General features: G+C 34.1%; 22 protein-coding genes and 2 tRNA genes. 17 read left to right on the top strand and 7 right to left on the bottom strand.

All coding sequences use genetic code 11. The features are described 5' to 3' along the window. Positions 1–46: 46 nt before the first annotated feature. A complete protein-coding gene (locus QM917_RS02435) occupies positions 47–2596 on the top strand; it encodes a YfhO family protein (RefSeq protein ID WP_414284671.1) in 2550 nt (849 codons plus the stop codon). Between the two features lie 30 nt (positions 2597–2626). On the opposite strand, the gene QM917_RS02430 is transcribed toward QM917_RS02435, so the two are convergent. Next, positions 2627–5290, bottom strand: a complete 2664-nt coding sequence (locus QM917_RS02430) for a YhgE/Pip family protein (RefSeq protein WP_414284670.1) — start codon at positions 5288–5290, stop codon at positions 2627–2629. Positions 5291–5418: 128 nt separating this feature from the next. Between QM917_RS02430 and QM917_RS02425 the strand changes: the two genes are divergently transcribed. Continuing rightward, positions 5419–5961 (top strand): TetR/AcrR family transcriptional regulator C-terminal domain-containing protein, encoded by a 543-nt coding sequence (locus QM917_RS02425; protein ID WP_414261039.1) that lies wholly within the window; start codon positions 5419–5421, stop codon positions 5959–5961. A gap of 208 nt (positions 5962–6169) precedes the next feature. Here the strand turns inward: QM917_RS02425 and QM917_RS02420 are convergent. The 6 genes from QM917_RS02420 to rlmH form a co-directional block, all read right to left on the bottom strand. After that, positions 6170–6243, bottom strand: a tRNA-Asn gene (locus QM917_RS02420). A gap of 120 nt (positions 6244–6363) precedes the next feature. Beyond that, positions 6364–7116 carry a competence system response regulator transcription factor ComE gene (gene comE / locus QM917_RS02415; RefSeq protein ID WP_049530388.1) on the bottom strand — a complete coding sequence of 251 codons (753 nt, stop codon included), beginning with the start codon at positions 7114–7116 and terminating at the stop codon, positions 6364–6366. Further along, on the bottom strand, positions 7113–8432 hold the full coding sequence (gene comD / locus QM917_RS02410; protein ID WP_248035097.1) for a GHKL domain-containing protein: 1320 nt from the start codon (positions 8430–8432) through the stop codon (positions 7113–7115). The genes comE and comD overlap by 4 nt, the downstream gene beginning before the upstream one ends. A 22-nt stretch (positions 8433–8454) precedes the next feature. Further along, positions 8455–8589, bottom strand: a complete 135-nt coding sequence (gene comC, locus QM917_RS02405) for a competence-stimulating peptide ComC (RefSeq protein ID WP_080936286.1) — start codon at positions 8587–8589, stop codon at positions 8455–8457. A 163-nt stretch (positions 8590–8752) separates the two neighbouring features. After that, positions 8753–8826: transfer RNA gene (locus QM917_RS02400), tRNA-Arg, on the bottom strand. A gap of 43 nt (positions 8827–8869) precedes the next feature. Then, a complete protein-coding gene (gene rlmH / locus QM917_RS02395) occupies positions 8870–9349 on the bottom strand; it encodes a 23S rRNA (pseudouridine(1915)-N(3))-methyltransferase RlmH (RefSeq protein ID WP_414284668.1) in 480 nt (159 codons plus the stop codon). 183 nt (positions 9350–9532) lie between these two features. On the opposite strand from rlmH, the gene QM917_RS02390 reads away from it, so the two are divergent. From QM917_RS02390 to ftsH, 15 genes are all read left to right on the top strand, one after another. After that, on the top strand, positions 9533–10717 hold the full coding sequence (locus tag QM917_RS02390) for a S1C family serine protease (protein ID WP_414284666.1): 1185 nt from the start codon (positions 9533–9535) through the stop codon (positions 10715–10717). A 56-nt stretch (positions 10718–10773) separates the two neighbouring features. Beyond that, the gene (locus QM917_RS02385) at positions 10774–11532 is read left to right on the top strand and encodes a ParB/RepB/Spo0J family partition protein (protein WP_414284664.1); all 759 of its coding nucleotides are present in this window, start codon (positions 10774–10776) and stop codon (positions 11530–11532) included. A gap of 221 nt (positions 11533–11753) precedes the next feature. Continuing rightward, a complete protein-coding gene (gene dnaA / locus QM917_RS02380; protein ID WP_414284662.1) occupies positions 11754–13109 on the top strand; it encodes a chromosomal replication initiator protein DnaA in 1356 nt (451 codons plus the stop codon). Between the two features lie 157 nt (positions 13110–13266). Continuing rightward, positions 13267–14403: a DNA polymerase III subunit beta gene (dnaN, locus tag QM917_RS02375; RefSeq protein ID WP_414284660.1), complete on the top strand. Its 1137-nt coding sequence runs from the start codon at positions 13267–13269 to the stop codon at positions 14401–14403. 66 nt (positions 14404–14469) lie between these two features. Then, positions 14470–14664, top strand: a complete 195-nt coding sequence (locus QM917_RS02370; protein WP_414284658.1) for a DUF951 domain-containing protein — start codon at positions 14470–14472, stop codon at positions 14662–14664. A gap of 85 nt (positions 14665–14749) precedes the next feature. Continuing rightward, on the top strand, positions 14750–15865 hold the full coding sequence (gene ychF, locus QM917_RS02365) for a redox-regulated ATPase YchF (protein ID WP_045762398.1): 1116 nt from the start codon (positions 14750–14752) through the stop codon (positions 15863–15865). Positions 15866–15937: 72 nt separating this feature from the next. Further along, positions 15938–16507, top strand: a complete 570-nt coding sequence (gene pth, locus QM917_RS02360; RefSeq protein WP_414284656.1) for an aminoacyl-tRNA hydrolase — start codon at positions 15938–15940, stop codon at positions 16505–16507. After that, positions 16500–20003 carry a transcription-repair coupling factor gene (gene mfd / locus QM917_RS02355; RefSeq protein ID WP_414284654.1) on the top strand — a complete coding sequence of 1168 codons (3504 nt, stop codon included), beginning with the start codon at positions 16500–16502 and terminating at the stop codon, positions 20001–20003. The genes pth and mfd overlap by 8 nt, the downstream gene beginning before the upstream one ends. 63 nt (positions 20004–20066) lie before the next feature. Next, on the top strand, positions 20067–20333 hold the full coding sequence (locus QM917_RS02350; protein ID WP_001234970.1) for an RNA-binding S4 domain-containing protein: 267 nt from the start codon (positions 20067–20069) through the stop codon (positions 20331–20333). After that, entirely contained in the window at positions 20326–20694 is a 369-nt protein-coding gene (locus tag QM917_RS02345; protein ID WP_075228920.1) for a septum formation initiator family protein, read from the top strand. The genes QM917_RS02350 and QM917_RS02345 overlap by 8 nt, the downstream gene beginning before the upstream one ends. 6 nt (positions 20695–20700) lie before the next feature. After that, a complete protein-coding gene (locus QM917_RS02340) occupies positions 20701–20823 on the top strand; it encodes an SP_0009 family protein (protein WP_045762396.1) in 123 nt (40 codons plus the stop codon). Then, positions 20816–22084, top strand: a complete 1269-nt coding sequence (locus QM917_RS02335; protein ID WP_414284652.1) for a serine hydrolase — start codon at positions 20816–20818, stop codon at positions 22082–22084. Before QM917_RS02340 ends, QM917_RS02335 begins: the two co-directional genes overlap by 8 nt. After that, entirely contained in the window at positions 22081–23358 is a 1278-nt protein-coding gene (tilS, locus tag QM917_RS02330) for a tRNA lysidine(34) synthetase TilS (RefSeq protein ID WP_414284650.1), read from the top strand. The genes QM917_RS02335 and tilS overlap by 4 nt, the downstream gene beginning before the upstream one ends. A 4-nt stretch (positions 23359–23362) precedes the next feature. After that, entirely contained in the window at positions 23363–23905 is a 543-nt protein-coding gene (gene hpt / locus QM917_RS02325) for a hypoxanthine phosphoribosyltransferase (RefSeq protein WP_000890190.1), read from the top strand. A gap of 16 nt (positions 23906–23921) precedes the next feature. Continuing rightward, the gene (gene ftsH / locus QM917_RS02320; RefSeq protein ID WP_001171816.1) at positions 23922–25880 is read left to right on the top strand and encodes an ATP-dependent zinc metalloprotease FtsH; all 1959 of its coding nucleotides are present in this window, start codon (positions 23922–23924) and stop codon (positions 25878–25880) included. Positions 25881–26069: the final 189 nt, after the last annotated feature.

Here is a 26069-nt window from a genome sequence, read left to right as displayed (position 1 = left end):
TCAGTTGGATTAACCAACTGAGTTTTCTAACATTCTATGAGGTAACATGAAAACATTTTTTAGAAACTATTGGACCTATTTTATTTCTTTCATCATTCCCCTAGTAATTATGTCAGGAGTCTATCTTTCTCAAGGTATCTACTGGAACAGTGATACTTCACCTTTATTAGGGGATGGATTTCATCAATATGTTATTTTTGATCTTAATCTTCGTAATATTTTGCATGGGAGTGATAGTCTATTTTATACTTTTACCAGTGGTCTAGGTCTCAATTTTTATGCCTTGTCCAGTTATTACCTTGGTAGTTTTCTATCTCCTCTTGTTTATTTTTTTGATGTATCAAGCATGCCAGATGCAGTCTATCTTTCAACCTTGTTGAAATTTGGCTTGATAGGTCTGTCAACCTTTTTTAGCTTGAGTAAAATATTCAAAAATATACCTGCCCTACTTCGATTAGCTCTATCTAACTCATATGCATTAATGAGCTTTACAGTTAGTCAACTTGAGATTAAAACCTGGTTAGATGTTTTTATGTTAATCCCCTTAATTTTAACTGGTTTACATCTACTCATAACGGAAAAAAAACGTATTCTATACTTTACAAGTTTGTCAATATTATTTATCCAAAATTACTATTTTGGTTATATGACTGCCCTATTTTTGGTAGTTTGGTATTTTTGCCAACTTTCTTGGGATTTTAAAAGTCGCAAGTTCTCTTTCCTTGATTTTTTCCTAACATCCTTACTCGCTGGTTTAACAAGTTTCATCATGACACTCCCAACCTTGTTTGATTTAAGAACTCATGGTGAAAAACTAACCGCTATTACAAAAATAAAAACAGATGCCAGTTGGTATCTAGATCTATTCGCTAAACAATTCATTGGTGCTTTCGATACGACTAAATATGGTTCTATCCCAATGATTTTTGTTGGCCTCCTTCCTTTCATCTTAACAATTGTATTCTTTACATTAAAATCAATTAAGTTTCACATGAAACTATGCTATGCAACTCTACTCATTATCATCATTGCTAGTTTTTATCTAGAAGCCTTAGATTTATTTTGGCAAGGAATGCACGCGCCAAATATGTTTCTTCATCGCTATGCGTGGATTTTCTCTACTCTTTTGATTTATATATCTGCGGAAGTTTTAGATAGATTTAAAGATATCAAATTATGGAATATTTTATTCTCAATAACCTTCCTTTTATTTGGCTATCTGGCAACCATTTATTTTAAAAATCATTATTCGTTTTTAACTAAATTAAATATACTCTTAACTCTTGAATTCTTAGTGGTATACTTACTGTTACTATTGGCACTTATTAAAAAAATGATTTCTCTAAAAATCTTTTCAATTCTTATTTTGATATTTACAATAAGTGAGATTAGTTTTAATGCTTCATCTCAACTAAATGGAATTACGAAAGAATGGGGATTCGCTTCTCGTAGTACCTATGATAAAGATATTCCAAGTATGGAAGCTATTTGGGAGTATACCAAACAGCAACCAGATACATTTACACGAACTGAAAAGTTACAAACTCAAACTGGAAACGATAGCATGAAATTTAACTACAATGGCATCTCACAATTTTCATCTGTTCGTAATCGTTCTGCAAGTACAACGTTAGATAAGTTGGGTTTTAAATCTTCAGGTACCAACCTTAATCTTCGTTATGCAAATAATACTATCATTGCAGATAGTTTATTTGGAATCAGCTACAATATTTCTGAAACCTATCCAGATAAATATGGTTTTCATCCAAGCTATCAAAAAAATAATCTAACCCTTTATAAAAATCAATTCGCTCTCCCAATTGCTTTTGCTACACAGTCTCTTTACAAAGATGTCACTTTTAATGACCATACTCTTGACAACCAAACTCAATTTTTAAATCAAATTGCTGGCTTAAATGAAGAGTACTTTTATCCGATAAATCATCAAACAGACTCTGGTGACAACGTGGTCAATCTAAACGGAACTGATACTGAAGATGCAACTATCAGCTACAGCATTGAAGTACCTGATAATAGTCAGGTTTACCTTTCCATGACCAAGCTAAATTTTTCAAATGATAAGAAAAAGCAAGTTGACATCATTGTCAATGGTGAAAAAAAATCCTTTACCACAGATAATGTTTTTACATTTTTTAATCTTGGATATGCAGAACATAAACAAACTTTTGATATCCAGGTTAAGTTCCCAGAAAATGCTCAAGTATCATTTGAATCTCCAACTTTCTATCGCTTAGATACTAAGAAATATACGGAGGCTATACGCAAAATAAAAGAAAATCCAGTAGAAGTGAGCTCTTATAAAAATAAAGTCACTGTAAATTATAAGGTAAAGAATGAGACATCGATCTTTTTCACAATTCCATACGATCAAGGATGGTCTGCTTATCAAAATGGTAAAAAATTACAAATTCAACAGGCACAAACTGGATTTATGAAAATTGATGTTCCTGAAGGTGAAGGAACTATTGCCCTTTCATTTATTCCAAAGGGATTTATTTCTGGTGCAAGTTGTTCTCTTATAGCCATTATTATCTTTATCTTTTACGATTTTCAAAGAAAAAAATATTCTAGATAAAAAACTATCGACCGAATTGGTCGATAGTTTTTAGTCTTCTTCAGCTTTTTTAGGTTGGTAGGCAAGCATTCCTAAAGCAACAAAAATCATTACTGTAAAGATAAGGAAAATAATCTGACTATGAATATTACCTGTCATAGAAATGGTTTGTCGTAAACCTGAAACTGAATAACTCATAGGTAACCATGGATTAATAGTTTTAAAGAATTGATTCGTCAAAGCTAAAGGATAAGTTCCTGCACTTGATGCTAATTGAAGGAGTAATAAAATTAAGGAGAAGAAGGCGCCTAGGCGAGAATTCCAGGTTGTCAATGCTGTTACCATCGCCATGAAAGCAAGACTAGTTAAAATAATCAAAGCAAAGGTTTTGAATTCGTGAACTGCAGTCAGTCCTATTAAATGTACTCCACCATAAACTAATACTCCTGCCAAACCAGCAATGATACCGTTAATTTCAAAGCGAGACTTAAACCAAGCCCAGCGACTCTCTGGGTGGCGTTCAGAAGGTAATTTAGCAAAAATCATATTAGTAGAAATAGCCGCAACAAAGAGAGCAACTGATATCATATATGGAGCCATGGCAATTCCATTAACTGCTACTTGATCCGTATCAGTTTTTGAAAGACTTAAAGGATCAGCCAGTAAGTCTGCATTTTTTGGTTCAGTTGAAGCCTTATTCAATTGTTTATCAGCATCTGTCAACCCTTGATTTAATTGACTTGAACCATCACTTAATTTTCCGAGTCCTGATTGTAAAATTTCAGATCCTTGAGCAAGTTGATCTGCTCCACTAGCTATTTTTTCAGAACCATTAGCCAGTTGATTTGCTCCTGAAACTAGCTGGTCTGATTTATCAGCTAATTGTTGAGAACCCGCTTGTAATTGATTAAATCCAGCAGTTAAATCTGATGTTTTATTGTTTACTTGGTTGACACCTGATGCAAGTTTATCAATTCCTGTTGCTAATTCTGGCCCATTCGCTGCTAATTTAGCAGTAGCACCTGTCAATGTAGAAGATTTTTCTGTCAACTGATTAGAGCCTTGTAGCAACTTATTGAAACTTCCTGTCAAGTTCGAATTTTTCGAACTCAACTGACTTGCTCCTAAAGCTACTTGGTCTACAGATTTTGTATAGCTGTCAATACCAGATGCAAGAGTTTGACTAGCTGGCAATAACTGACCATCAATTGTTGTTTGAACCTGTGTTAATCCACTTGACAAACTTGTCAATGTTGAAGAAGCAGTTGGTAATAATTGACTTGAATGATTCTTTAATTGAGTTAAACTATTTGTTTGAGTGGTTACATTTTCTAAAGAAGATTGTAACGTTTGAACTGTAGTTAAAATTGTTCGTGCTGACTCACTGGCAGAAGATGATGGATTAGAAACCACAGAAGTTATCTCTGCCTGTTGGTCAGGAGTTAAGCTTTGATAAGCACTCGTAGATTGAATAGCTGATAAAGTAGTTTCTTTTTCAGATTGATTTGAAGTAATGATGCTCTGTGCTGAATTTGCAATCGTTGATAGACTACTAGAAAGCTGGTTTGTTACTTGTGTTATCTCTCCACTATCTGCTGTTTGAATATTTTGAATAGCTTGATTAAATTTCTCTAAACTAGTTGCTAATTGTTTAATCTGATCTTTCTGTTGGTTTGCCCCATCTAATTGAGTAGAAAGTTCTTGAATACCTTGATTAAGTTGTGTTAGTCCTGTACGTAGAGTCTCTGATTTAGTAGAAATCTGATTTGCACCTGATGATAGACTTTGAACTCCATTTGTATAAGTATCAATACCAAGTGAAAATTGATTTAATCCTGAATTAAGTTGAGAAACACCACCTGTATAGGCTTGTGTGCCTGCATCAAGTTGAGTCAATCCTGATACCAGTGCCGGTGTCTGTGAATTCAGTTGGTTTAATCCATTATCAATTTGTGAAATAGCGCTGGTATATTGATTTAAACCAGTATTAAAATTACCAAGACCAAGATTTAACTGATTTACACCAGCTGTATAGGTTCCTAATCCTGTAGATAATTGATCAGCACCATTAGAAAATGTGAGACTCGATTGAGCTAAGGTTTGAAGATTGGTTGATAAGGTTTTACTCCCATCAGAAAGCTGATTCGAACCATCAGCCAACTGTAAACTTGCATTTGCCGCTTGAGATAAACCAAGTTTTAAATCCCCCATCTTATCAAATAAAGCTTTGGTATAAGATTGAGTAACTTTAGTAGCCACAGTCTGTTTGATTTGTGTCATGGCAGAATCACTCATCTTGCTTGCAATAAAACTATGACCACTTGATGTCTGATAGTCAATCGTCATCTGTTCAGGATGATTTGTAAGGATAGAAGAAGCTTTCTCAGAAAGATTACTTGGCAACGTTACAACCATGTAATAATCTCCATCCCGCAGTCCTCTTTCTCCCTCACCTTCATCTACAAAATGAAAATCCAGACTATCACTATCTTTTAAATTAGACACCATGTCTTCACCAATAGTGAGTTTTTCATCATTATAAGTAGCAGCTTGGTCCTTATTAACAATTGCTACAGGTAACTCCGAAAGTTTACCGTATGGATCCCACATTGATGATAAGAAAATGATATTGTAAAGAGCTGGAATTAAGGAAATTCCTATCATGACAATAATAAATGTCGGTTTTTTAAAGATTGCTTTCCATTCTTTAAACATATTGTCTCCTTTTTTAAACTACTTGTCTAAATTTTTGATATAATAGATTATACATAAAAAAATTAAAAAGACAAGATAAAAAATCTATTTTTAAACACATTGTCTAAAAATGTTCATCTGGAGGGAACATGCAAGAAAGTAATAAACGATTAAAAACAAAGCGCATTATCGAAAATGCCATGGTAGAATTATTGATGGAACAACCATTCGATCAGATTACAACTGTTAAATTAGCACAAAAAGCTGGAATTAGCCGCTCCAGTTTCTATACTCATTACAAAGATAAATACGATATGATTGAACATTACCAAAGTAAACTATTTCACACCTTCGAATATATCTTTCAAAAACATGCTAATCACAAACGAGATGCTATTCTAGAAGTATTTGAATACTTGGAATCAGAACCGCTTCTAGCAGCTCTTTTATCTGAAAATGGAACCAAGGAAATTCAAAATTTCCTGCGAAATAAGCTTCACATCCTACTGAGCACAGACCTTCAAAAACGTTTTATGCAACTCAAACTAAATGAAATAGAATTAGAATACAGTAGCGTCTACCTAACAAATGCTCTCTTTGGAGTCTGTCAAACCTGGATTGCCCACGGAAAAAAAGAAAGTCCACAAGAAATCACGGACTTTTTGATGAAAATGTTAGGGGATACAAATTAATAAAAAGCTCTATAATAGTTATAGGGAATCAACCCCCTATGGATATTATGGAGCCTATTTTGTTGTTCTTATTAGACTATTACTAATTTTCCTTAGTTTTATTTTCGGACACAAATCATTCTCTTTCAATATTTTAGATATGCCTCCCCTCATTACATCGAACAAAGAATCAAAAAAGGAACACCAAATTAGTGTTCCTTTCATCTGACTCCGCCAGTAGGACTCGAACCTACGACATCATGATTAACAGTCATGCGCTACTACCAACTGAGCTATGGCGGATTAAATAGTCCGTACGGAATTCGAACCCGTGTTACCGCTATGAAAAGACGATTTCTTAACCAACGGATCCTCTACCTGTAGCAGATATAACCATTATATCAATTTATCAAAAATTGTCAATTACTTTTTTTGGTTTTTAGCCATTAGTTCTCTCAATTTTTTAGTTTTTAGGCGAGAGATAGGACAACGATGATCTTCATAAAATACAACTTCCATTTTTTTACGATCAATTTCTCTCACATTACCAATATTGACTAAAAATGACTTGTGAGCTAGATAAAAACGTTGGGTTTCCTTATCCTTTTCTTGAATATCTGTCATTGTTCCATAAAATTCTTTTGCAAAATTCTTACCTACAATTCGTAATTTATGAGAAGTTCCCGTTGTTTCAATGTAGAGAATATCATGATAAGGAATACAAAGATCATTTCCTTTATAACTATAATCAAAATAATCAACGACTGATTGGTTTTCAAGTAAAGTAGTCTTAGTGTAAAGCACACAGTCGGCAACTCTATTTTTAAAAACTTGATCACTGGTTTCTTTATCAATGAAATCCAATGCTGAAACTTTGTATTTATAAGTCAAAGTAGCAAATTCAGATCGACTTGTAATAAAAACAATAATCGCATAAGGATTGCGATGACGAATAAATTGAGCAACCTCAAATCCTTTTCTCTCAATCCCATTGATATCAATATCTAGAAAATAAAGCTGATTGACTTCATCATGCTCTACATATTCCATAAACTCTCTCACTTTTCCTGTTGTTTTATAGGAGATAGGAATATTCGTTTCCTTAGAAATTTTATTTAGAGTTGTTTCCAACCTTACTTGGTGTTCTATAATATCTTCTAAAATCAATACTTTCATATCAGTTCCCTCTTAAATCTAATTACTTGTTTAAATACATCATTATCAATTTCTGTTTCTAAAATAACATTGTCATATTTTCCTAAAATTTCTTTAACATTATTAAGTCCAAGTCCTCTATGTCTTCCTTTAGTTGAAAATCCTAATTCAAATAAATCTTCGGATTTTACCTTTCTTTTTTTACAAGAGTTTTGGATGACAACTAGGGTTTCAAGATCCAACTTGATGATAGCTACCTCTAGTTGTTTCTGATAGCTTTCAACTGCTCCCTCAACGGCATTATTGAGAAGAACGCTCATCACGCGCACCAAATCTAACAGTTCCATAGACAAAGGAGTAATGATATCTTTTACCTCTAATGTATACTCTACATCATTAGTTTTCGCATTGACAATAGATTGAGCAATCAAACTACGAAGTGCTGAATCCTCAATATTGTTCAAATCGAAATAGGTATACTTGTCTGAACGTAATTTTTGATTTGCTTTGACAAGAACTTCACTGTAAACTCTGTCAATCTCTTGTAAATCTTTACTTTCAATCGCCATTCTTAAGCTGATAAGCATGCCTGTATAATCATGACGAAAACCACGAATCTCATTATATAAGGAAACAATTTCATCCGTGTAAGTTTGTAAATGTTTTTGCTCAAACTTCTTTTGTTCCAATTCAATCTCTTTTTCTATCTGAACTTTATGAGAATTCATGGAGAAAAAAGTCAAAAGTAGGCCAACAAAAACAATGGATGATAAAATACTTCCAAAGCCATTTAAGTGACGAATCGTACTCACAATATCTGAAGTGAAAGAGACAACGTGTAGAAAAACAAATGCAAAGAGCACTTTCTTCAGAAAAGGATATAGATAGTCTTTATCAAAATATTTAAATTCGAGATGGAAATAAGACACAACAACTTTAATAACCAAATAAGTTAAGATCAGGATAAATAGAGAAAAATAATTGTTATACTTCAATGCAAACTCATCTCCTGTAATAGATGATAAGGTTACTGATAAAAAGTTATTAGTACTATTATATAAAAGAGAAAATAATAGACTGATAAAAATTCCCTTAGATTTCTCATACTTCTTAAATCCAACAAAGTAACCAAATAGGAGGAAAGGAAATAAAAATTTAGACAAACTAAAACTATCTAATTTCAAGAAATAGAGAATTACTTCCAATACTAATGGTATTAGAAAGATATAAAGACTAAAAAAATATTGGTCTTTTCTAGTTGCTTTACAAACCCATTCATGAATTTTACTAATAATAAAAACATAAACAATAGCAATTACTAATCCGAATAAATTCATTATTTCCCACCTTTATTTTTACTTACTTTCTTTTTGGAAAAAGAAAATTATTTATTGTATATGGAGGTCTCCATTCCCCACCTCTGATTTCCTGCAATTCTTTTTCATTCAATTCTTGGAAATCTTTCATTTGAGCAAAATCTGTATTCTTTTTCATAATATAAACTCCTATAATGTTTTTCTTGTAAATTAACTTACAAAAATATTATATAAAATCTACGATACCTATAGAGAATTATTTCTCAAATGCTCAAATTTTATTCTGAAATGTCAAATTTTTACAAAAAAAGCTGGGATTTTTTCCCAGCTTACGATTTAACTGATCCCAGCAGGATTCGAACCTGCGACCGTTCGCTTAGAAGGCGAATGCTCTATCCAGCTGAGCTATGAGACCTTACTAATCTATCTTATCAAAAAAAGCTAGCTTAGTCAATCATCTATTTGTGATAAGGTGAGCCTTGTTGAATCGAAAATGCTCTATAGATTTGTTCTACTAAGACTAATCTCATCAGTTGATGAGGAAGCGTCAATCTCCCAAAACTAACAGAGAGACTGGCTCTTTTTTTCACCTCTGGAGATAGTCCTAAACTCCCACCAATGATAAAAGTGATTGTCGAAAATCCATTGATAGAAGCCCTTTCAAGCTGCTTACTGAACTCTTCAGAAGAAAAAGTTGTTCCTTCAATAGCTAAAACAACTACAAAATCACGTTCCCCTACTTTAGCAAGAATGCGGTTCCCTTCCAACTCCAAAATCTTTTGATTTTCAGATTCGCTGGCCCGATCTGGTGTTTTTTCATCAGCCAACTCAATCATTTCTAGATTAGCAAATCGTGAAATTCTCTTGGAGTATTCTGCTATGCCATCTTTGAGATATTTTTCTTTCAGTTTTCCAACTGTTACCACTTTAATTTTCATTCTTCTATTCTAACATATTCACACTCAATTTCACATCTTATTCACAGATAAGATTTTGAAAAACTTCAATAAATTCACAGGTTTTTGAAAGTTATCCACAAGTTGTGAAAAACTTTTTGTTTTTAAGCTTGAATTAAGCTAGCTATTTTATACTTTCATTGATTAAAAAACATGGAGGCTTCTATGAAAAACTTAAAAACTAGTTCCAAAAAATGGGGACAACTTTTAGTAGTCATTCTCATTAGCTTTTTTAGTGGTGTTTTAGGTACTTTTACAACATTGCAGCTCAGTCAAAAACAAAATAGTGGTACGACAACTACAACGACTGTTAGCAAAACCGCTGTAAAAAATGAAAACTCAACCACACAGGCAGTCGATAAAGTTAAAGATGCTGTAGTATCTGTCATTACTTACTCCGCAAACTCCCAAAATAGTTTATTTGGATCTACAGATACTGATACAGATACAAATACTGAGCAAGTATCTAGTGAAGGTTCTGGAGTTATTTATAAAAAAGAAGGTAACTTTGCTTACCTCGTAACCAATACTCACGTTATTAATGGCGCTAAAAAAGTTGATATTCGTTTAGCAGATGGGACTAAAGTTCAAGGTGAAATTGTTGGTTCTGATACTTATTCTGACATTGCAGTTGTAAAAATTGCTGCAGATAAGGTGACTACAGTAGCCGAATTTGGAGATTCTGATCAACTAACAGTTGGAGAAACAGCTATTGCAATCGGAAGCCCTCTAGGTTCTGAATATGCCAATACCGTGACACAAGGCATCGTGTCAAGTTTGAATAGAAATGTTTCTTTAAAATCTGAAGATGGACAAGCTATCTCTACAAAGGCTATCCAAACAGATACAGCCATCAACCCTGGAAACTCTGGCGGTCCCTTAATCAATATTCAGGGACAAGTAATCGGAATTACATCTAGTAAAATCGCCACAAACGGTGGAACGTCTGTGGAAGGACTTGGTTTTGCCATTCCTTCAAACGATGCCATCAATATTATCAATCAATTGGAAAAGAATGGAAAAGTCACTCGACCAGCCTTGGGCATTCAAATGGTCAACCTTTCAAATCTTAGTAGCACTGATTTACAAAGATTGAATGTACCATCAAGTGTCACTGCAGGAGTAGTTGTTCGTTCTGTTATAACTAGTATGCCTGCCAATGGACATCTACAACAATATGACGTCATTACAAAAGTGGATGATAAAGCTATTTCTTCAACTACTGAATTACAAAGTGCTCTATATAGCCATTCTATCGGAGATAGCATGACCATTACATACTACCGTAATGGCAAGGAAGAAACAACTACCATTAAATTAGATAAGAGTACTAGTGATTTGGAACAATAGTTTACAGATATGTAAAGTTGCTTTACAGAATATCTAAGTTGTGTTAATGTAGAATTATGGAAGAATTTAAAATTGTTCAAATAAAAGATATTCAAAAAAATCCCTATCAACCTCGGAAGGAATTTTCAGAAGAAAAAATACAAGAACTGGCACAATCTATTAAGGAAAACGGCTTGATTCAGCCTATTATCGTTAGAAAATCTCCAGTACTTGGATATGAAATTCTAGCTGGAGAAAGACGGTATCGTGCTTCAATAGCTGCTGGACTTTCAGAAGTTCCAGTCATTGTTAAGCAACTTTCTGATCAAGATATGATGCTTCATTCTATCATTGAGAATCTCCAACGAGAAAATTTAAATCCTATCGAGGAAGCTAAAGCATATCAATTCTTAATTGATAAAGGTTTTACCCACACAGAAATAGCTGAAAAAATGGGAAAATCTCGACCTTATATTACAAACCTAGTTCGATTATTAGGACTACCTAAACATATCCTGACAGAAGTTGAAAGTGGGAAGCTTTCCCAGGCTCATGCTAGACTCCTCATTCAATTATCAAGCGACAGACAAGATACACTCTTGCATCGTATTCAAACTGAAAATCTCTCTGTTCGACAAGTTGAACAAATACTACAAAAAACTAGGAAGAGTAGCAGAAAAGAAAAAGACCACTTTGTCAAAGAGGAAGAACAAAAATTGAAAAAAATACTCGGATTAGATGTTCAGATTAGCCTTCAAAAAAAAGATAGCGGTAAAATCTCAATTTCCTTCCATAACCAAGAAGAATACCAACAATTTATTAACAGCCTGAAATAAGGCTGTTATTTTAGTATTCTTAACGAACATAGTTATCCACTGCATTTTAGTTTTTAAAAGCCCAGTATTTCAGAAATTTTCTTAGTTATCCACATTTTGTGGATAACAGTTAAAAACATTGTTAATTGTTTTCCACAACTTGTGGAAAAATAATCTTATCTATGGTAAAATGATTCTATCAATAAACCTTTTAAATTCTATAGTAAAGGAGGAGGAAATCATTGAAGGAAAAACAATTTTGGAATCGTCTTTTAGAACTTGCACATGATAAATTAACTCAGTCAGTTTATGATTTCTATATTTTAGACGCAAAACTGGTTAAAGTTGAAGAGAATACTGCAACGATTTTCTTACCCCGCGATGAAATGCAGATATTCTGGGAACGAAATATCAATGGAATGCTTTTAGCAGCAGGTTTTGAAATCTATGATACTGAAATAAAAGCTCATTATATCTTCACGAAAGTTGAAGAAGCTAGCTCACAAGTAGCTTTCGAGTCTGAACCTGGCAACGATTATCAACCAATTCCATCCACTATTCCATATTCTGAAACTGGACTCAAGGAAAAGTATACTTTCGATAATTTTGTTCAAGGGGATGGTAATGTTTGGGCTAAGTCTGCTGCTTTGGCTGTTTCTGAAGATCCAGGATTAACTTACAATCCTCTATTTATCTACGGAGGTCCTGGACTTGGAAAAACTCACCTGTTAAATGCCCTTGGGAATGAAATTCTAAAAAAGAGCCCAAATGCGCGTGTAAAATACATACCTGCTGAAAGTTTCATTAATGAATTCCTAGAGCATTTGAGACTCAATGATATGGAAAAATTCAAGAAAACTTACCGTAGTTTAGACCTCCTACTCATTGATGATATTCAATCACTTAGTGGAAAGAAAGTACAAACTCAGGAAGAGTTTTTCAATACATTTAACGCCCTTCACAATAATAATAAACAGATTGTTTTGACGAGCGACCGTAGGCCTGAACATTTAGAGAGTCTACCTGAACGTCTGGTCACGCGCTTCTCGTGGGGATTAACGACAGATATCACACCACCTGATTTTGAAACACGTATTGCTATTTTACAGAGTAAGACTGAACATCTCAACTATCATTTTCAGAATGATACACTCGAATATTTGGCTGGACAATTTGACTCTAACGTGCGAGAACTCGAGGGAGCACTCAATGACATCAGCCTAATGGCCAAAGTCAAAAAGATTAACGATATCACAGTTGACATTGCAGCTGAAGCTATTCGTGCTCGTAAACAAGACGTTAGCAAAATGATTGTAATTCCAATTGATAAAATCCAGACAGAAGTTGGAAACTTCTATGGTGTTAGTGTCAAGGAAATAAAAGGAACTAGACGTGTTCAAAATATCGTTTTAGCCCGTCAAGTTGCCATGTATCTAGCCAGAGAAATGACTGATAATAGCCTTCCTAAGATTGGAAAAGAGTTTGGTGGTAAAGACCACACAACGGTCATTCACGCTCATGGAAAAATCAAATCCATGCTTGAAACAGATGATAATTTACGTATAGAAATTGAAAACATCAAAAAGAAAATTAAATAACTTGTGGATAACTTTTAAAAAAATCTCTTATTTATCCACATCTTTTAAACAAGGCTCTGCCCTTGAGTTTTCTTTATTACAAGTGTTTTTCCACAGATTTCACACGCTCTATTATTACTATTATCCTTCTAATAATAAAAAGAATAAAGGAGAATCCATGATTCATTTTTCAATTAATAAAAACTTATTTTTACAAGCCTTAAATACAACAAAGAGAGCTATTAGCTCAAAGAATGCAATTCCTATTTTATCGACTGTAAAAATTGATGTTACCAATGAAGGAATTACCTTGATTGGATCAAATGGTCAAATCTCAATCGAAAATTTTATATCGCAAAAAAATGAAAATGCAGGTCTCTTGATTAACTCTTTAGGTTCAGTTCTACTGGAAGCTTCTTTCTTTATCAATGTTGTTTCAAGTCTTCCAGATGTAACACTTGATTTTAAAGAGATTGAACAAAAGCAAATTGTCTTAACTAGTGGAAAATCAGAGATTACTCTTAAAGGAAAAGATAGTGAGCAATATCCACGTATTCAGGAAATTTCTGCAAGCAACCCTTTAGTTCTTGAAACAAGACTTCTTAAAAAGATTATCAATGAAACAGCTTTTGCAGCTAGTACCCAAGAAAGCCGTCCTATTTTGACGGGGGTACATTTTGTCTTGAGCAATCATAAAGAATTAAAAACAGTTGCGACAGACTCTCACCGTCTTAGTCAGAAAAAGTTGACTCTTGAAAAAAATAGCGATGATTTTGATGTTGTTATCCCAAGTCGTTCGCTACGCGAATTTTCAGCTGTTTTTACGGATGATATCGAAACAGTAGAGATTTTCTTCGCCAATAATCAAATTCTCTTTAGAAGTGAAAATATTAGCTTCTACACACGTCTCTTAGAAGGAAATTATCCAGATACCGATCGATTGATTCCAACAGATTTCAATACAACAGTGACTTTTGACGTTGCTAAACTACGCCAGTCTATGGAACGTGCACGTCTTTTATCAAGTGCGACACAAAATGGTACTGTTAAATTAGAAATCAAAGAAGGAATTGTAAGTGCCCATGTTCACTCTCCGGAAGTAGGGAAAGTAAACGAAGAAATTGATACTGAAAATGTAAGTGGTGCTGATTTGACAATTAGTTTCAACCCAACTTATTTGATTGAAGCACTGAAAGCTTTGAATAGTGAAAAAGTTACAATCAGCTTTATTTCAGCAGTTCGTCCATTTACTCTGGTTCCAGCTGATACAGATGAAGATTTCATGCAGCTCATCACGCCAGTTCGTACAAATTAATGGAAAGAGGTTGAGCCTAGCTCGCCTCTTTTATGATATAATCGAAAAAGAAAAAGGAGACTAACTATGTATGAAGTTGGAAATTTTGTTGAAATGAAAAAACCTCATGCTTGTACGATTAAGTCAACAGGCAAAAAGGCAAATTGCTGGGAAATTACCCGTGTTGGTGCAGATATCAAAATAAAATGTAGCAATTGTGATCATGTGGTCATGATGAGTCGCTATGATTTTGAAATAAAAATGAGTAAAATCATCGACTAGGAACCCCATAGTAATAGGGTTAGCAAGTTTTCCCTTTTTGTGTTATAATATTGAAGATTGAAATGTGAACGGAGAATGAGAAACTATGGCTTTAACAGCAGGTATTGTAGGTTTACCAAACGTTGGTAAATCAACCCTATTTAATGCAATTACAAAAGCAGGAGCAGAGGCTGCAAACTATCCTTTTGCGACCATTGATCCAAACGTTGGAATGGTAGAAGTTCCAGATGAACGCCTCCAAAAATTGACGGAAATGATTACTCCTAAAAAGACAGTTCCAACAACCTTTGAATTTACAGATATTGCAGGGATTGTAAAAGGAGCGTCAAGAGGAGAAGGTCTTGGGAATAAATTCTTGGCCAACATCCGTGAAGTTGATGCGATTGTTCATGTGGTTCGTGCCTTTGATGATGAAAATGTCATGCGTGAGCAAGGTCGCGAAGATGCCTTTGTGGATCCGCTAGCAGATATTGATACCATTAACCTAGAGTTGATTCTTGCTGATTTAGAATCAGTCAATAAACGCTATGCGCGTGTAGAAAAAATGGCGCGTACGCAAAAAGATAAGGAATCAGTTGCAGAATTTAACGTTCTCCAAAAGATTAAACCTGTTCTTGAAGATGGAAAATCAGCTCGTACCATTGAATTTACAGATGAAGAGCAAAAAGTAGTTAAAGGCCTTTTCCTTTTGACCACGAAACCAGTTCTTTATGTAGCTAACGTTGATGAGGATGTGGTTGGAGACCCAGAATCTATCGATTATGTGAAACAAATTCGTGAATTCGCAGCAACAGAAAATGCAGAGGTAGTGGTTATCTCGGCGCGTGCTGAAGAAGAAATTTCTGAATTAGACGATGAAGATAAAAAAGAGTTTCTTGAAGCTATTGGTTTGACAGAATCAGGTGTGGATAAGTTGACTCGTGCTGCTTACCATCTACTAGGACTTGGAACTTACTTCACAGCTGGTGAAAAAGAGGTTCGTGCTTGGACCTTTAAACGTGGTATGAAAGCTCCTCAAGCTGCTGGTATTATCCACTCAGACTTTGAAAAAGGTTTTATTCGTGCAGTGACTATGTCTTATGACGATTTGGTAAAATACGGCTCTGAAAAGGCTGTAAAAGAAGCAGGACGTTTGCGTGAAGAAGGAAAAGAATATGTCGTGCAAGATGGCGATATTATGGAATTCCGCTTTAACGTTTAATCAATATTTAAAATAATGTCAATTAGGTTGGAAAAAAATTCCAACCCTTTTGACTTTTGAAAGGAAATTTAAATGACAAAATTACTTGTAGGATTGGGAAATCCAGGAGATAAATATTTTGAAACTAAACATAATGTTGGCTTTATGCTGATTGACCAACTAGCCAAAAAACAGAATGTTACCTTTACACACGATAAGATATTCCAAGCTGAATTAGCTTCATTTTTCCTTAATGGGGAAAAAATTTATCTGGTGAAACCGACGACTTTTATGAATGAAAGTGGAAAAGCTGTTCATGCATTGTTAACTTATTATGGTTTAGATATTGAAGATTTACTGATCATTTACGATGATCTTGACATGGAAGTCGGAAAAATTCGTCTTCGTGCTAAAGGATCAGCTGGTGGTCATAATGGAATTAAGTCGATTATTCAACATATCGGTACACAGGTTTTCAATCGTGTAAAGATTGGTATTGGTAGACCTAAAAAAGGAATGTCTGTTGTTCACCATGTTTTGAGTAAGTTTGATCAAGAAGATTATATTGGTATTTTACATTCAATTGACAAGGTTGACGATGCTGTAAATTATTATTTACAAGAAAAAAACTTTGAAAAGACGATGCAGAAATATAATGGGTAAGGAAATGGCATTAATCGATTTCTTTTTAGAGAATAAACAAATCCTATCTTGGCATGAGAACCTATCACAGAAACAAAGACAATTATTGCTAGGTCTTTCTGGCTCAGCAAAATCTTTAGTTATTGCTAGTAGTCTGAAGAGTCATGATAAGATTTTAGTGATGACTTCTACATATGGAGAGGCTGATCGTCTGGTCAATGATCTAATCTCCATACTAGGTTCGGATCTGGTTTATCCATTTCTAGTAGATGATTCACCAATGGTCGAATTTTTGGTATCATCTCAGGAAAAGATTTTTTCTAGGGTTGAAGCTTTGCGTTTTCTAAGAGATAAATCTCAAAGAGGGATTTTAGTTTGTAACGTCGCAGCTAGTCGTGTATTCTTACCAAATCCTCAAGTTTTTGATGATAGTATCTTAGAACTTCAAGTGGGCCAAGAATGCGAACAAAGAGAATTAAAAAATCACTTGATTTCCCTTGGTTATAAGAAGGTTACACAAGTTCAAAGTCAAGGTGAATTTAGTCTTCGAGGGGATATTTTAGATATCTTTGAAACTTCACAAATATCTCCTTACCGAATAGAATTTTTTGGTGATGAAATTGATGGTATAAGAGAATTTGATACTGAAACTCAGCTTTCTAAAGACAGTCAGTCTAAAGTACTGATCTATCCAGCAAGTGATATTTTACTAACTTTTGAAGATTATCATCGTGGTCAGAAATTTTTAGAACATGAGATTGATAAGGCACTTTCTCCGACTTTAAAGTCTTACTTAGAAGAAGTTTTTAGTTGCACGAAAGAGCAAGTTCTTCATACAGATATTCGCAAGTTTTTGTCTGTATTTTATAAAAAACAGTGGACCTTGATAGACTATTTGAATCAAGTTCCTGTTATATTTGATGATTTTCAAAAAATCATGAACCAGTACGATGCTTTTGATAAGGAAACAGCTAGCTACTTTACAGAAGATTTACATAATAGTAAAGCAGTATCAAGTTTACAATATTTTGCTGATGTAGAAAGTCAGTTTAAAAAATATGTACCAGCGACTTTCTTTTCAAATTTTCAAAAAGGGCTTGGAAATTTGAAATTTAATAATCTGTACCAGTTCAATCAATATTCTATGCAGGAGTTCTTTAATCAGTTTTCTTTCCTGAGAGAAGAAATTGAACGTTACAAAAAATTAAAGTATACGATTGTTCTTCAATCAAGTAGCAAAACTGAACTAAAGAAACTGTCAACGATTCTTGATGAATACGATATTAAAGTTGATAATAGTAATGAAAGTAAAATCTGTAAAGGAACTGTTAATCTTGTTGAAGGAAATCTTCGTCATGGTTTTCATTTTGTGGATGAGAATCTTGTATTCATCACTGAATATGAAATTTTCAAAAAGAAGATTAAACGCAAATATAGAAGACAAAATATCAGTAATGCTGAGAGATTAAAGGACTATAATGAGCTCCAAAAAGGAGACTATGTTGTCCACCAAATCCATGGGATTGGTCAATATTTAGGAATTGAAACGATTGAAATCAAAGGGATTCATAGAGACTATGTAAGTGTCCAATACCAAAATGGAGATCGAATTTCTATACCAGTAGAGCAGATACAGACTCTTTCTAAGTATGTTTCTAGTGATGGTAAGGCTCCAAAGTTAAACAAATTAAACGATGGACGTTTTAAAAAAGCTAAGCAAAAAGTTAAAAATCAAGTTGAAGACATTGCAGATGACTTAATTAAGTTATACGCTGAGAGAAGTCAACTGAAAGGTTTTGCATTTTCAAAAGATGATCAATACCAAAAGGATTTTGACGAAGCTTTCCCTTATGTAGAGACTGAGGACCAACTTCGAAGTATCGAAGAAATTAAGAAAGATATGCAAGCTCCTCAACCGATGGATCGACTTTTAGTTGGAGATGTGGGTTTTGGTAAGACTGAGGTGGCCATGCGAGCTGCATTTAAGGCTGTCAATGATCATAAACAGGTTGTCGTTTTAGTACCAACTACCGTTCTTGCTCAGCAACATTACAGTAATTTTAAGGAAAGATTTGAACAATTTGCTGTCAATGTAGATGTTTTGAGTCGGTTTAGAAGTAAAAAAGAACAGACTGAAACACTTGAAAAATTGAAAAAAGGTCAAGTTGATATCTTGATAGGAACTCATAGAGTCTTGTCTAAAGATGTTGAGTTTGCTGATTTGGGGTTGATGATTATTGATGAAGAACAACGATTCGGTGTTAAACATAAGGAAGCTTTGAAGGAATTAAAAAAGAAGGTTGATGTCTTAACCTTGACAGCGACTCCAATTCCTAGAACTCTTCATATGTCTATGCTAGGTATCCGAGATTTATCTGTCATCGAAACTCCTCCAACTAATCGATATCCTGTTCAAACCTATGTTCTTGAACAAAATGATCGTGTCATCCGTGATGCTGTATTGAGAGAAATGGATCGAGGTGGTCAGGTTTACTATCTTTACAATAAAGTTGACACGATTGAAAAGAAAGTTTCAGAGTTACAAGAATTGATTCCAGAAGCTTCTATTGGCTTTGTTCATGGACAAATGAGTGAAATTCGTTTGGAGAATACGCTACTTGATTTTATTGAAGGACAATATGATATTTTAGTAACCACGACAATCATTGAAACAGGAGTGGATATTCCAAATGCCAATACATTGTTTATTGAAAATGCAGATCATATGGGATTGTCAACCTTGTATCAATTAAGAGGTCGTGTTGGTCGTAGTAATCGAATTGCCTATGCTTATCTCATGTATCGTCCGGATAAAACATTGACAGAAGTTTCTGAGAAGAGATTAGAGGCCATTAAAGGCTTTACAGAATTGGGTTCTGGTTTCAAAATTGCCATGCGTGATTTATCCATTCGTGGAGCGGGTAATCTTTTAGGTAGTTCGCAGTCAGGTTTTATTGATTCTGTTGGTTTTGAATTATATTCTCAGTTGCTGGAAGAAGCGATAGCTAAGAAAAATGGAACTGATAAAAAACGTGAAAAAGGAAATGCTGAGTTACTTCTACAAATTGATGCTTATCTTCCGGATGAGTACATTTCGGATGAACGACATAAAATTGAGATTTACAAGAGAATTCGTCAGATTGACAACCGTGTCAACTATGAAGAATTACAAGATGAGTTGATCGATCGTTTTGGAGAATATCCTGATGTAGTTGCCTATCTTTTAGAAATTGGTTTAGCCAAAGCTTATCTTGATAAAGTATTTGTCAATCGTGTTGAAATAAAAAATAATAAACTTGTCATTCAATTTGAAAAAATTTCGCAACAACTATTTTTAACACAAGATTATTTTCAGGCTCTTTCTCAGACAAGTTTGAAGGCCAATATCGCTGAAAATAAAGGTTTAATCGAAGTTGTATTTGATATTCAAAATAAAAAAGATTATGAAATTTTAGAAGGATTGTTGACTTTTGCTGAAGCCCTAGTGGCTATAAAAAATGCAAAAGAGTCAAATTAGGTATGATATTTTTCTTCTATAATAGCGAGAAAAATGGTACAATAATAATTTGAGGTAATAAAGATGAGATTAGATAAATATTTAAAAGTATCAAGAATTATTAAGCGCCGTACAGTGGCTAAAGAAGTTGCAGATAAGGGACGTATCAAGGTAAATGGTATTCTTGCTAAGAGCTCTACAGATTTAAAAATCAACGACCAAGTCGAAATTCGTTTTGGAAATAAGTTGTTGCTTGTAAAAGTGTTAGAAATGAAAGATAGCACTAAAAAAGAAGATGCTGCAGGTATGTATGAAATTATCAGCGAAACAAGGGTAGAAAACGATGTATAAAAAAATAGTGCAAATGAATAATTCCTTTATTCAAAATGAACATCAGCGTCGTAAATACTTGATGGAAGAACGACAAAGACGAAATCGTTTTATGGGTTGGGTCTTGATTTTGATTATGTTGTTGTTCATCTTACCAACCTATAATTTGACTCAAAGTTATCAGCAACTACTCGAACGTCGCCAACAGTTATCTGACTTGAAAAAGCAGTATCAAGAATTGAGCGATGAAAAAGATAAAGAATCAAATCTTGCAACAAAACTAAAGGACGAAACTTACGCAGCTAAATATTTGCGTGCTAAATATTATTATTCAAAATCATGGGAGGAAGTATACACCATTCCGGACTTACTTCCTAGGTAATGTAAAATGGAAAATTTATTAGATATTGTAGAAAAGTTTTTAAGTCAATCAGATGAAAAATTAGAAGAGTTAGCTCAAAAAAATCATCTGTTACGGCTACAAGAAGAAGAGGAAAAAAAGAATGCGTAAATTTTTAGTGATATTACTACTTCCTATTTTTTTAAAAAGTGTCCAAGTAGTAAGCACTGAGAATCCAGTTATCATTCCAAACCAAGAAGTTTATTCCTTAACCCACGCTTCGTATCATTTTTACTATCAAGATGTTATAGAATCTCCAAAATTTTATGGTGAAACGTCTGTTTATTCTACAGAAGATTTGATTAAAGAATCAGGAAAAGTCAATGCAGATACAACATTATCTGTTTTAGAATGGAGATTAAATAAACAAGGACAGCCTGTGTTTAAATTGTCAAATAATCAATTTGTGATGGCTGATAAACGACTTTTATACGATAGTTCAATTGTCAACAATTTTTCTAAACGAGTATGGTTAGAATCAGGATTTGTCGTTTATAATAGTCCTTATGATCAACAAGAATTAAAGTCTACTTTAGCAGCTTATCAAGAGGTTGAAGTAGATATGTCTATTTTTGCTGGTGGTCATGAATTTTTACATATCAAACAAATTGGTTGGATTTCGACGGATTACATTTCCAACGATGACAATCGTATCCAGAAAGTACAAGAGTTGTTATCTGCGAATTATCAAAATGAACAGTTTTCTATTTATGTTAAACAATTGAGCACGGGTAAGGAAGCTGGGATTAATGAAGATCAAAAAATGTACGCTGCTAGTGTTATGAAATTGCCTTATCTTTATTATGTTCAAGAAAAAATCAATCAAGGTGATTACCAACTTGACACGAAATTGAAGTATGTTTCTGAAGTAAATGATTTCCCTGGTTCTTATAAACCGGAAGGAAGTGGAAGTCTCCCTAAAACAGAGGATAATAAAGAGTATACAATCAAAGATTTAATCACAAAGACAGCGAAAGAATCTGACAATGTAGCTCATAATATTCTTGCTTATTATATTACCAATAAATCAGATGAAGCCTTTAAAAAAGAAATGGCTACTATCGCAGGTGAAGAGTGGAACGTAACAGAGAAGTTAGCTTCAGCTAAAATGGCTGGTCAAGTTATGGAATCTATTTATAATCAGAATGGTTTTGTTTTAGAATCTCTATCGCAAACAGCTTTTGATAATCAGCGGATTGCTAAGAATATTTCTGCTAAGGTAGCCCATAAAATTGGGGATGCAGATGAATTTAAACACGATGTAGGAATAGTCTATACAGATTCTCCTTTCATTATTTCAATCTTTACCAAAAATTCTGATTATGATACCATTTCTAAAATTGCTAAGGATGTCTATGAGGTCCTAAAATGAGAGACCAAGATTTTTTAAATCATTTTCTAGAAAAAGGTTATTTTAAAGATCATTCACGAGTTGTACTAGCCTTGTCTGGCGGATTGGATTCGATGTTTCTCTTTCACCTCCTATCAACCTATCAAGAAGAACTCGGGATTGAATTGTTTTTAGCTCATGTAAATCATAAACAACGACCAGAGTCAGACAATGAAGAACATGAATTAAGAAAACTAGCTGAACAAGTTGGAGTTCCGATTTATGTAGCTAACTTCTCTGGAGCTTTTACAGAATCGAGAGCTCGTCAATTTCGCTATGAATTTTTTAGAGATGTGATGAGAGAAACCTCCTCTAGTGCTCTTGTAACAGCTCATCATGCGGACGATCAAGTTGAGACGATTTTCATGAGATTGATTAGAGGCACTAGGTTGCATCATCTATCGGCTATTAAAGAGAAGCAAAAATTTGATAAGGGAGAATTAATTCGTCCTTTGCTGTCTTTTTATAAGAGGGATTTTTCTGAAGTTGAGCATTTTGAAGATAGGACGAATAAAGAAAATCATTATTTTCGCAATCGAGTTCGTAATATTTACTTACCACAACTGGAAAAAGAAAATATTCAGCTAAAGAGAGCGTTTTTAGAGTTTGGAAAAGAAGTATCTGACTATCAAATTGCTCTGACTGAATTATCTCAAACAGTCAATGTGGAAGATTTAACTCAGTTTTTATCTTTTAGTGAAGCAACACAGCGAGTTTTACTACAACAATACCTTAGTTGTTTTGCTGATTTAAATGTAACAAGAGAACAATTTCAAGAAATTCATCATATTTTAAAAACTAAGAGTCAATATCGCCATTGTATAAAAAATGGTTATGAACTTGTAAAAGAATACCAGCACTTTCGAATTGGTAAAATCAGACCAAAGTCTGATGAAAAAAGTAGTGAGTGTGTGTTAAACTATCAAAATCAAGTTCATTATGAAGGTTATTTATTTTCATTTGGAATCCCTCTAAAAGGGGAAAATGTTCAAAAGATGAATGTTTCTCGTGAAACATTGTTGATTTTACGGCATCGACAGCCTGGTGATTATTTGATAAAAAATGGTCATCGTAAAAAACTAAGACGACTTTTTATGGATTTAAAAATTCCTAAAGAAAAACGAGAAAAAGCTATTATCATTGAGCAATTTGGAAAAATTTGTTCAGTTTTAGGAATTGAAATCAGTGATTTGAGTAAAAAAATGAAAAATGATATAATGAACACTGTACTTTATATAGAAAAAATAGATAGGTAAAATCATGTTAGAAAAAGATATCAAGAAAATTTTAATTTCACAAGATGAAATTACAGAAGCAGCTAAAAAATTGGGTGCTCAGTTGACAAAAGATTATGAGGGTAAAAATCCGATTTTAGTTGGAATTCTAAAAGGTTCTATTCCTTTTATGGCAGAATTGGTGAAATATATTGATACACATCTTGAAATGGACTTTATGATGGTCTCTAGCTATCATGGTGGGACTGTAAGTAGTGGTGTCATTAATATTAAACAAGACGTAACTCAAGATATTAAAGGTCGACATGTTGTCTTTGTAGAAGATATTATTGATACTGGTCAAACCTTGAAGAGTTTGAGAGATATGTTTACTGCAAGAGAAGCAGCTTCTGTTAAGATTGTCACAATGCTTGATAAACCAGAAGGTCGTACAGTAGAAATCGAAGCAGATTATACATGTTTTACAATTCCAAATGAATTTGTTGTAGGCTACGGTTTAGACTATAATGAAAACTATCGTAACCTTCCTTATGTAGGTGTATTGAAAGAGGAAGTTTACTCAAAATAGAAGGGTAAGTGTTTGAATGCAAAAACAAAATAATGGTTTCATAAAAAATCCATTTCTTTATTTGTTGATGATTTTCTTGCTAGTGACAGGATTCCAGTACTTTTTTGCTGGCAGATCCGCTGGTCATAGTCAACAAATTAAGTACTCAGAATTGGTTCAGGAAATCACTAACGACAATGTAAAAGAAATGACCTACCAACCAAGTGGTAGTGTTATTGAAGTGTATGGTGTCTACAAAACTGCTAAGACAGAGAAACAGGAAACGGGAATTCAATTTTTTACACCCTCTGCTACAAAAGTAGAGAAATTTACAAGTATTGTCCTCCCATCAGATACAACTGTAGCGGATTTGCAAAAGCTAGCAAGTGAACATCAAACACAAATTGAAGTGAAACACGAAAGCTCAAGTGGTATGTGGATTAACATCCTGGTTTCAGTAGTACCATTTGCTATCTTATTCTTCTTCCTCTTCTCTATGATGGGAAATATGGGCGGAAATAGCGGACGTAATCCAATGAGTTTTGGACGTAGTAAAGCTAAGGCTGCTAATAAAGAAGATATCAAAGTTCGCTTCTCAGATGTCGCAGGCGCAGAGGAAGAAAAACAAGAACTTGTTGAAGTTGTTGAATTCTTAAAAGATCCAAAACGATTTACAAAATTGGGTGCCCGGATTCCAGCTGGAGTTCTCTTAGAAGGACCTCCGGGAACTGGTAAAACATTACTTGCCAAAGCAGTCGCAGGAGAAGCTGGTGTACCATTCTTTAGTATTTCAGGTTCTGACTTTGTAGAAATGTTCGTCGGTGTCGGTGCGAGCCGTGTACGTTCTCTCTTTGAGGACGCAAAAAAAGCAGCACCAGCTATTATCTTCATCGATGAAATTGATGCCGTTGGTCGCCAACGTGGTGTCGGTTTAGGTGGAGGTAATGATGAACGAGAACAAACCTTAAACCAACTCTTGATTGAAATGGATGGTTTTGAAGGAAATGAAGGAATTATTGTTATTGCGGCAACAAACCGTTCAGATGTTCTTGATCCGGCTCTACTTCGTCCAGGCCGTTTTGATAGAAAAGTATTAGTTGGTCGTCCAGATGTTAAGGGACGCGAAGCAATTTTGAAAGTCCATGCTAGAAATAAACCTTTAGCTGAAGATGTAGATTTGAAATTAGTAGCACAACAAACTCCAGGTTTTGTTGGTGCCGATTTGGAAAATGTATTGAACGAAGCAGCTTTAGTTGCAGCTCGTCGCAATAAATCAGTGATTGATGCTTCTGATATTGATGAGGCAGAAGATCGTGTTATCGCGGGACCATCTAAAAAAGACAAGACAGTTTCACAAAAAGAACGTGAATTGGTTGCCTACCATGAGGCAGGACATACCATTGTCGGTCTAGTATTGTCAAATGCCCGTGTTGTTCATAAAGTTACCATAGTACCACGTGGACGTGCAGGCGGATATATGATTGCACTTCCTAAGGAAGACCAAATGCTTCTATCTAAAGAAGATATGAAAGAACAATTAGCTGGCTTAATGGGTGGACGTGTAGCTGAAGAAATTATCTTTAACGTCCAAACAACTGGAGCATCTAATGACTTCGAACAAGCTACTCAGATGGCGCGTGCAATGGTTACAGAGTATGGTATGAGTGAAAAACTTGGTCCAGTACAATATGAAGGAAGTCATGCCATGTTTGGTGCACAAAGCCCTCAAAAATCAATTTCAGAACAAACAGCTTATGAAATTGATGAAGAAGTTCGTTCATTATTGAATGAAGCACGAAACAAAGCTGCTGAAATTATCCAGTCAAATCGTGAAACTCACAAGCTGATTGCAGAAGCATTATTGAAATACGAAACATTGGATAGTACACAAATTAAATCTCTATACGAAACAGGAAAGATGCCTGAAACAGTAGAAGAGGAATCACATGCACTATCTTATGATGAAGTAAAATCAAAAATGAGTGAAGAAAATTAATTATCTTAAATACTATAAACAGAGGAAGCGCAAGTTTTCTCTGTTTTTTTTTTTTAAAAGTTGGCTCATTGTCAACTGTAGTGGGTTGAATAAAAACTAACATCTGGAGAGGACAATTGATGTCCTCTTCATTTTTATATTCAGAGCGATGAAAATTCGTTTCTTAAAGTTGTCAAAGTTCCGAAATCC

The sequence above is a fragment of the Streptococcus infantis genome, assembly GCF_047460685.1.
Lineage (GTDB): Bacteria > Bacillota > Bacilli > Lactobacillales > Streptococcaceae > Streptococcus > Streptococcus infantis_AD.
The sequence above is the reverse complement of the archived record's forward strand: the minus strand, read 5'-3'. Positions and strand labels throughout refer to the sequence as shown.

What these genes read in the sequence shown, in the direction of transcription:
- QM917_RS02435 (WP_414284671.1), top strand. Translation starts at nt 47, where the DNA reads ATGAAAACATTTTTTAGAAACTATTGGACCTATTTTATTTCTTTCATC.
- QM917_RS02430 (WP_414284670.1), bottom strand. Translation starts at nt 5,290, where the DNA reads ATGTTTAAAGAATGGAAAGCAATCTTTAAAAAACCGACATTTATTATT.
- QM917_RS02425 (WP_414261039.1), top strand. Translation starts at nt 5,419, where the DNA reads ATGCAAGAAAGTAATAAACGATTAAAAACAAAGCGCATTATCGAAAAT.
- comE (WP_049530388.1), bottom strand. Translation starts at nt 7,116, where the DNA reads ATGAAAGTATTGATTTTAGAAGATATTATAGAACACCAAGTAAGGTTG.
- comD (WP_248035097.1), bottom strand. Translation starts at nt 8,432, where the DNA reads ATGAATTTATTCGGATTAGTAATTGCTATTGTTTATGTTTTTATTATT.
- comC (WP_080936286.1), bottom strand. Translation starts at nt 8,589, where the DNA reads ATGAAAAAGAATACAGATTTTGCTCAAATGAAAGATTTCCAAGAATTG.
- rlmH (WP_414284668.1), bottom strand. Translation starts at nt 9,349, where the DNA reads ATGAAAATTAAAGTGGTAACAGTTGGAAAACTGAAAGAAAAATATCTC.
- QM917_RS02390 (WP_414284666.1), top strand. Translation starts at nt 9,533, where the DNA reads ATGAAAAACTTAAAAACTAGTTCCAAAAAATGGGGACAACTTTTAGTA.
- QM917_RS02385 (WP_414284664.1), top strand. Translation starts at nt 10,774, where the DNA reads ATGGAAGAATTTAAAATTGTTCAAATAAAAGATATTCAAAAAAATCCC.
- dnaN (WP_414284660.1), top strand. Translation starts at nt 13,267, where the DNA reads ATGATTCATTTTTCAATTAATAAAAACTTATTTTTACAAGCCTTAAAT.
- QM917_RS02370 (WP_414284658.1), top strand. Translation starts at nt 14,470, where the DNA reads ATGTATGAAGTTGGAAATTTTGTTGAAATGAAAAAACCTCATGCTTGT.
- ychF (WP_045762398.1), top strand. Translation starts at nt 14,750, where the DNA reads ATGGCTTTAACAGCAGGTATTGTAGGTTTACCAAACGTTGGTAAATCA.
- pth (WP_414284656.1), top strand. Translation starts at nt 15,938, where the DNA reads ATGACAAAATTACTTGTAGGATTGGGAAATCCAGGAGATAAATATTTT.
- mfd (WP_414284654.1), top strand. Translation starts at nt 16,500, where the DNA reads ATGGGTAAGGAAATGGCATTAATCGATTTCTTTTTAGAGAATAAACAA.
- QM917_RS02350 (WP_001234970.1), top strand. Translation starts at nt 20,067, where the DNA reads ATGAGATTAGATAAATATTTAAAAGTATCAAGAATTATTAAGCGCCGT.
- QM917_RS02345 (WP_075228920.1), top strand. Translation starts at nt 20,326, where the DNA reads ATGTATAAAAAAATAGTGCAAATGAATAATTCCTTTATTCAAAATGAA.
- QM917_RS02340 (WP_045762396.1), top strand. Translation starts at nt 20,701, where the DNA reads ATGGAAAATTTATTAGATATTGTAGAAAAGTTTTTAAGTCAATCAGAT.
- QM917_RS02335 (WP_414284652.1), top strand. Translation starts at nt 20,816, where the DNA reads ATGCGTAAATTTTTAGTGATATTACTACTTCCTATTTTTTTAAAAAGT.
- tilS (WP_414284650.1), top strand. Translation starts at nt 22,081, where the DNA reads ATGAGAGACCAAGATTTTTTAAATCATTTTCTAGAAAAAGGTTATTTT.
- hpt (WP_000890190.1), top strand. Translation starts at nt 23,363, where the DNA reads ATGTTAGAAAAAGATATCAAGAAAATTTTAATTTCACAAGATGAAATT.
- ftsH (WP_001171816.1), top strand. Translation starts at nt 23,922, where the DNA reads ATGCAAAAACAAAATAATGGTTTCATAAAAAATCCATTTCTTTATTTG.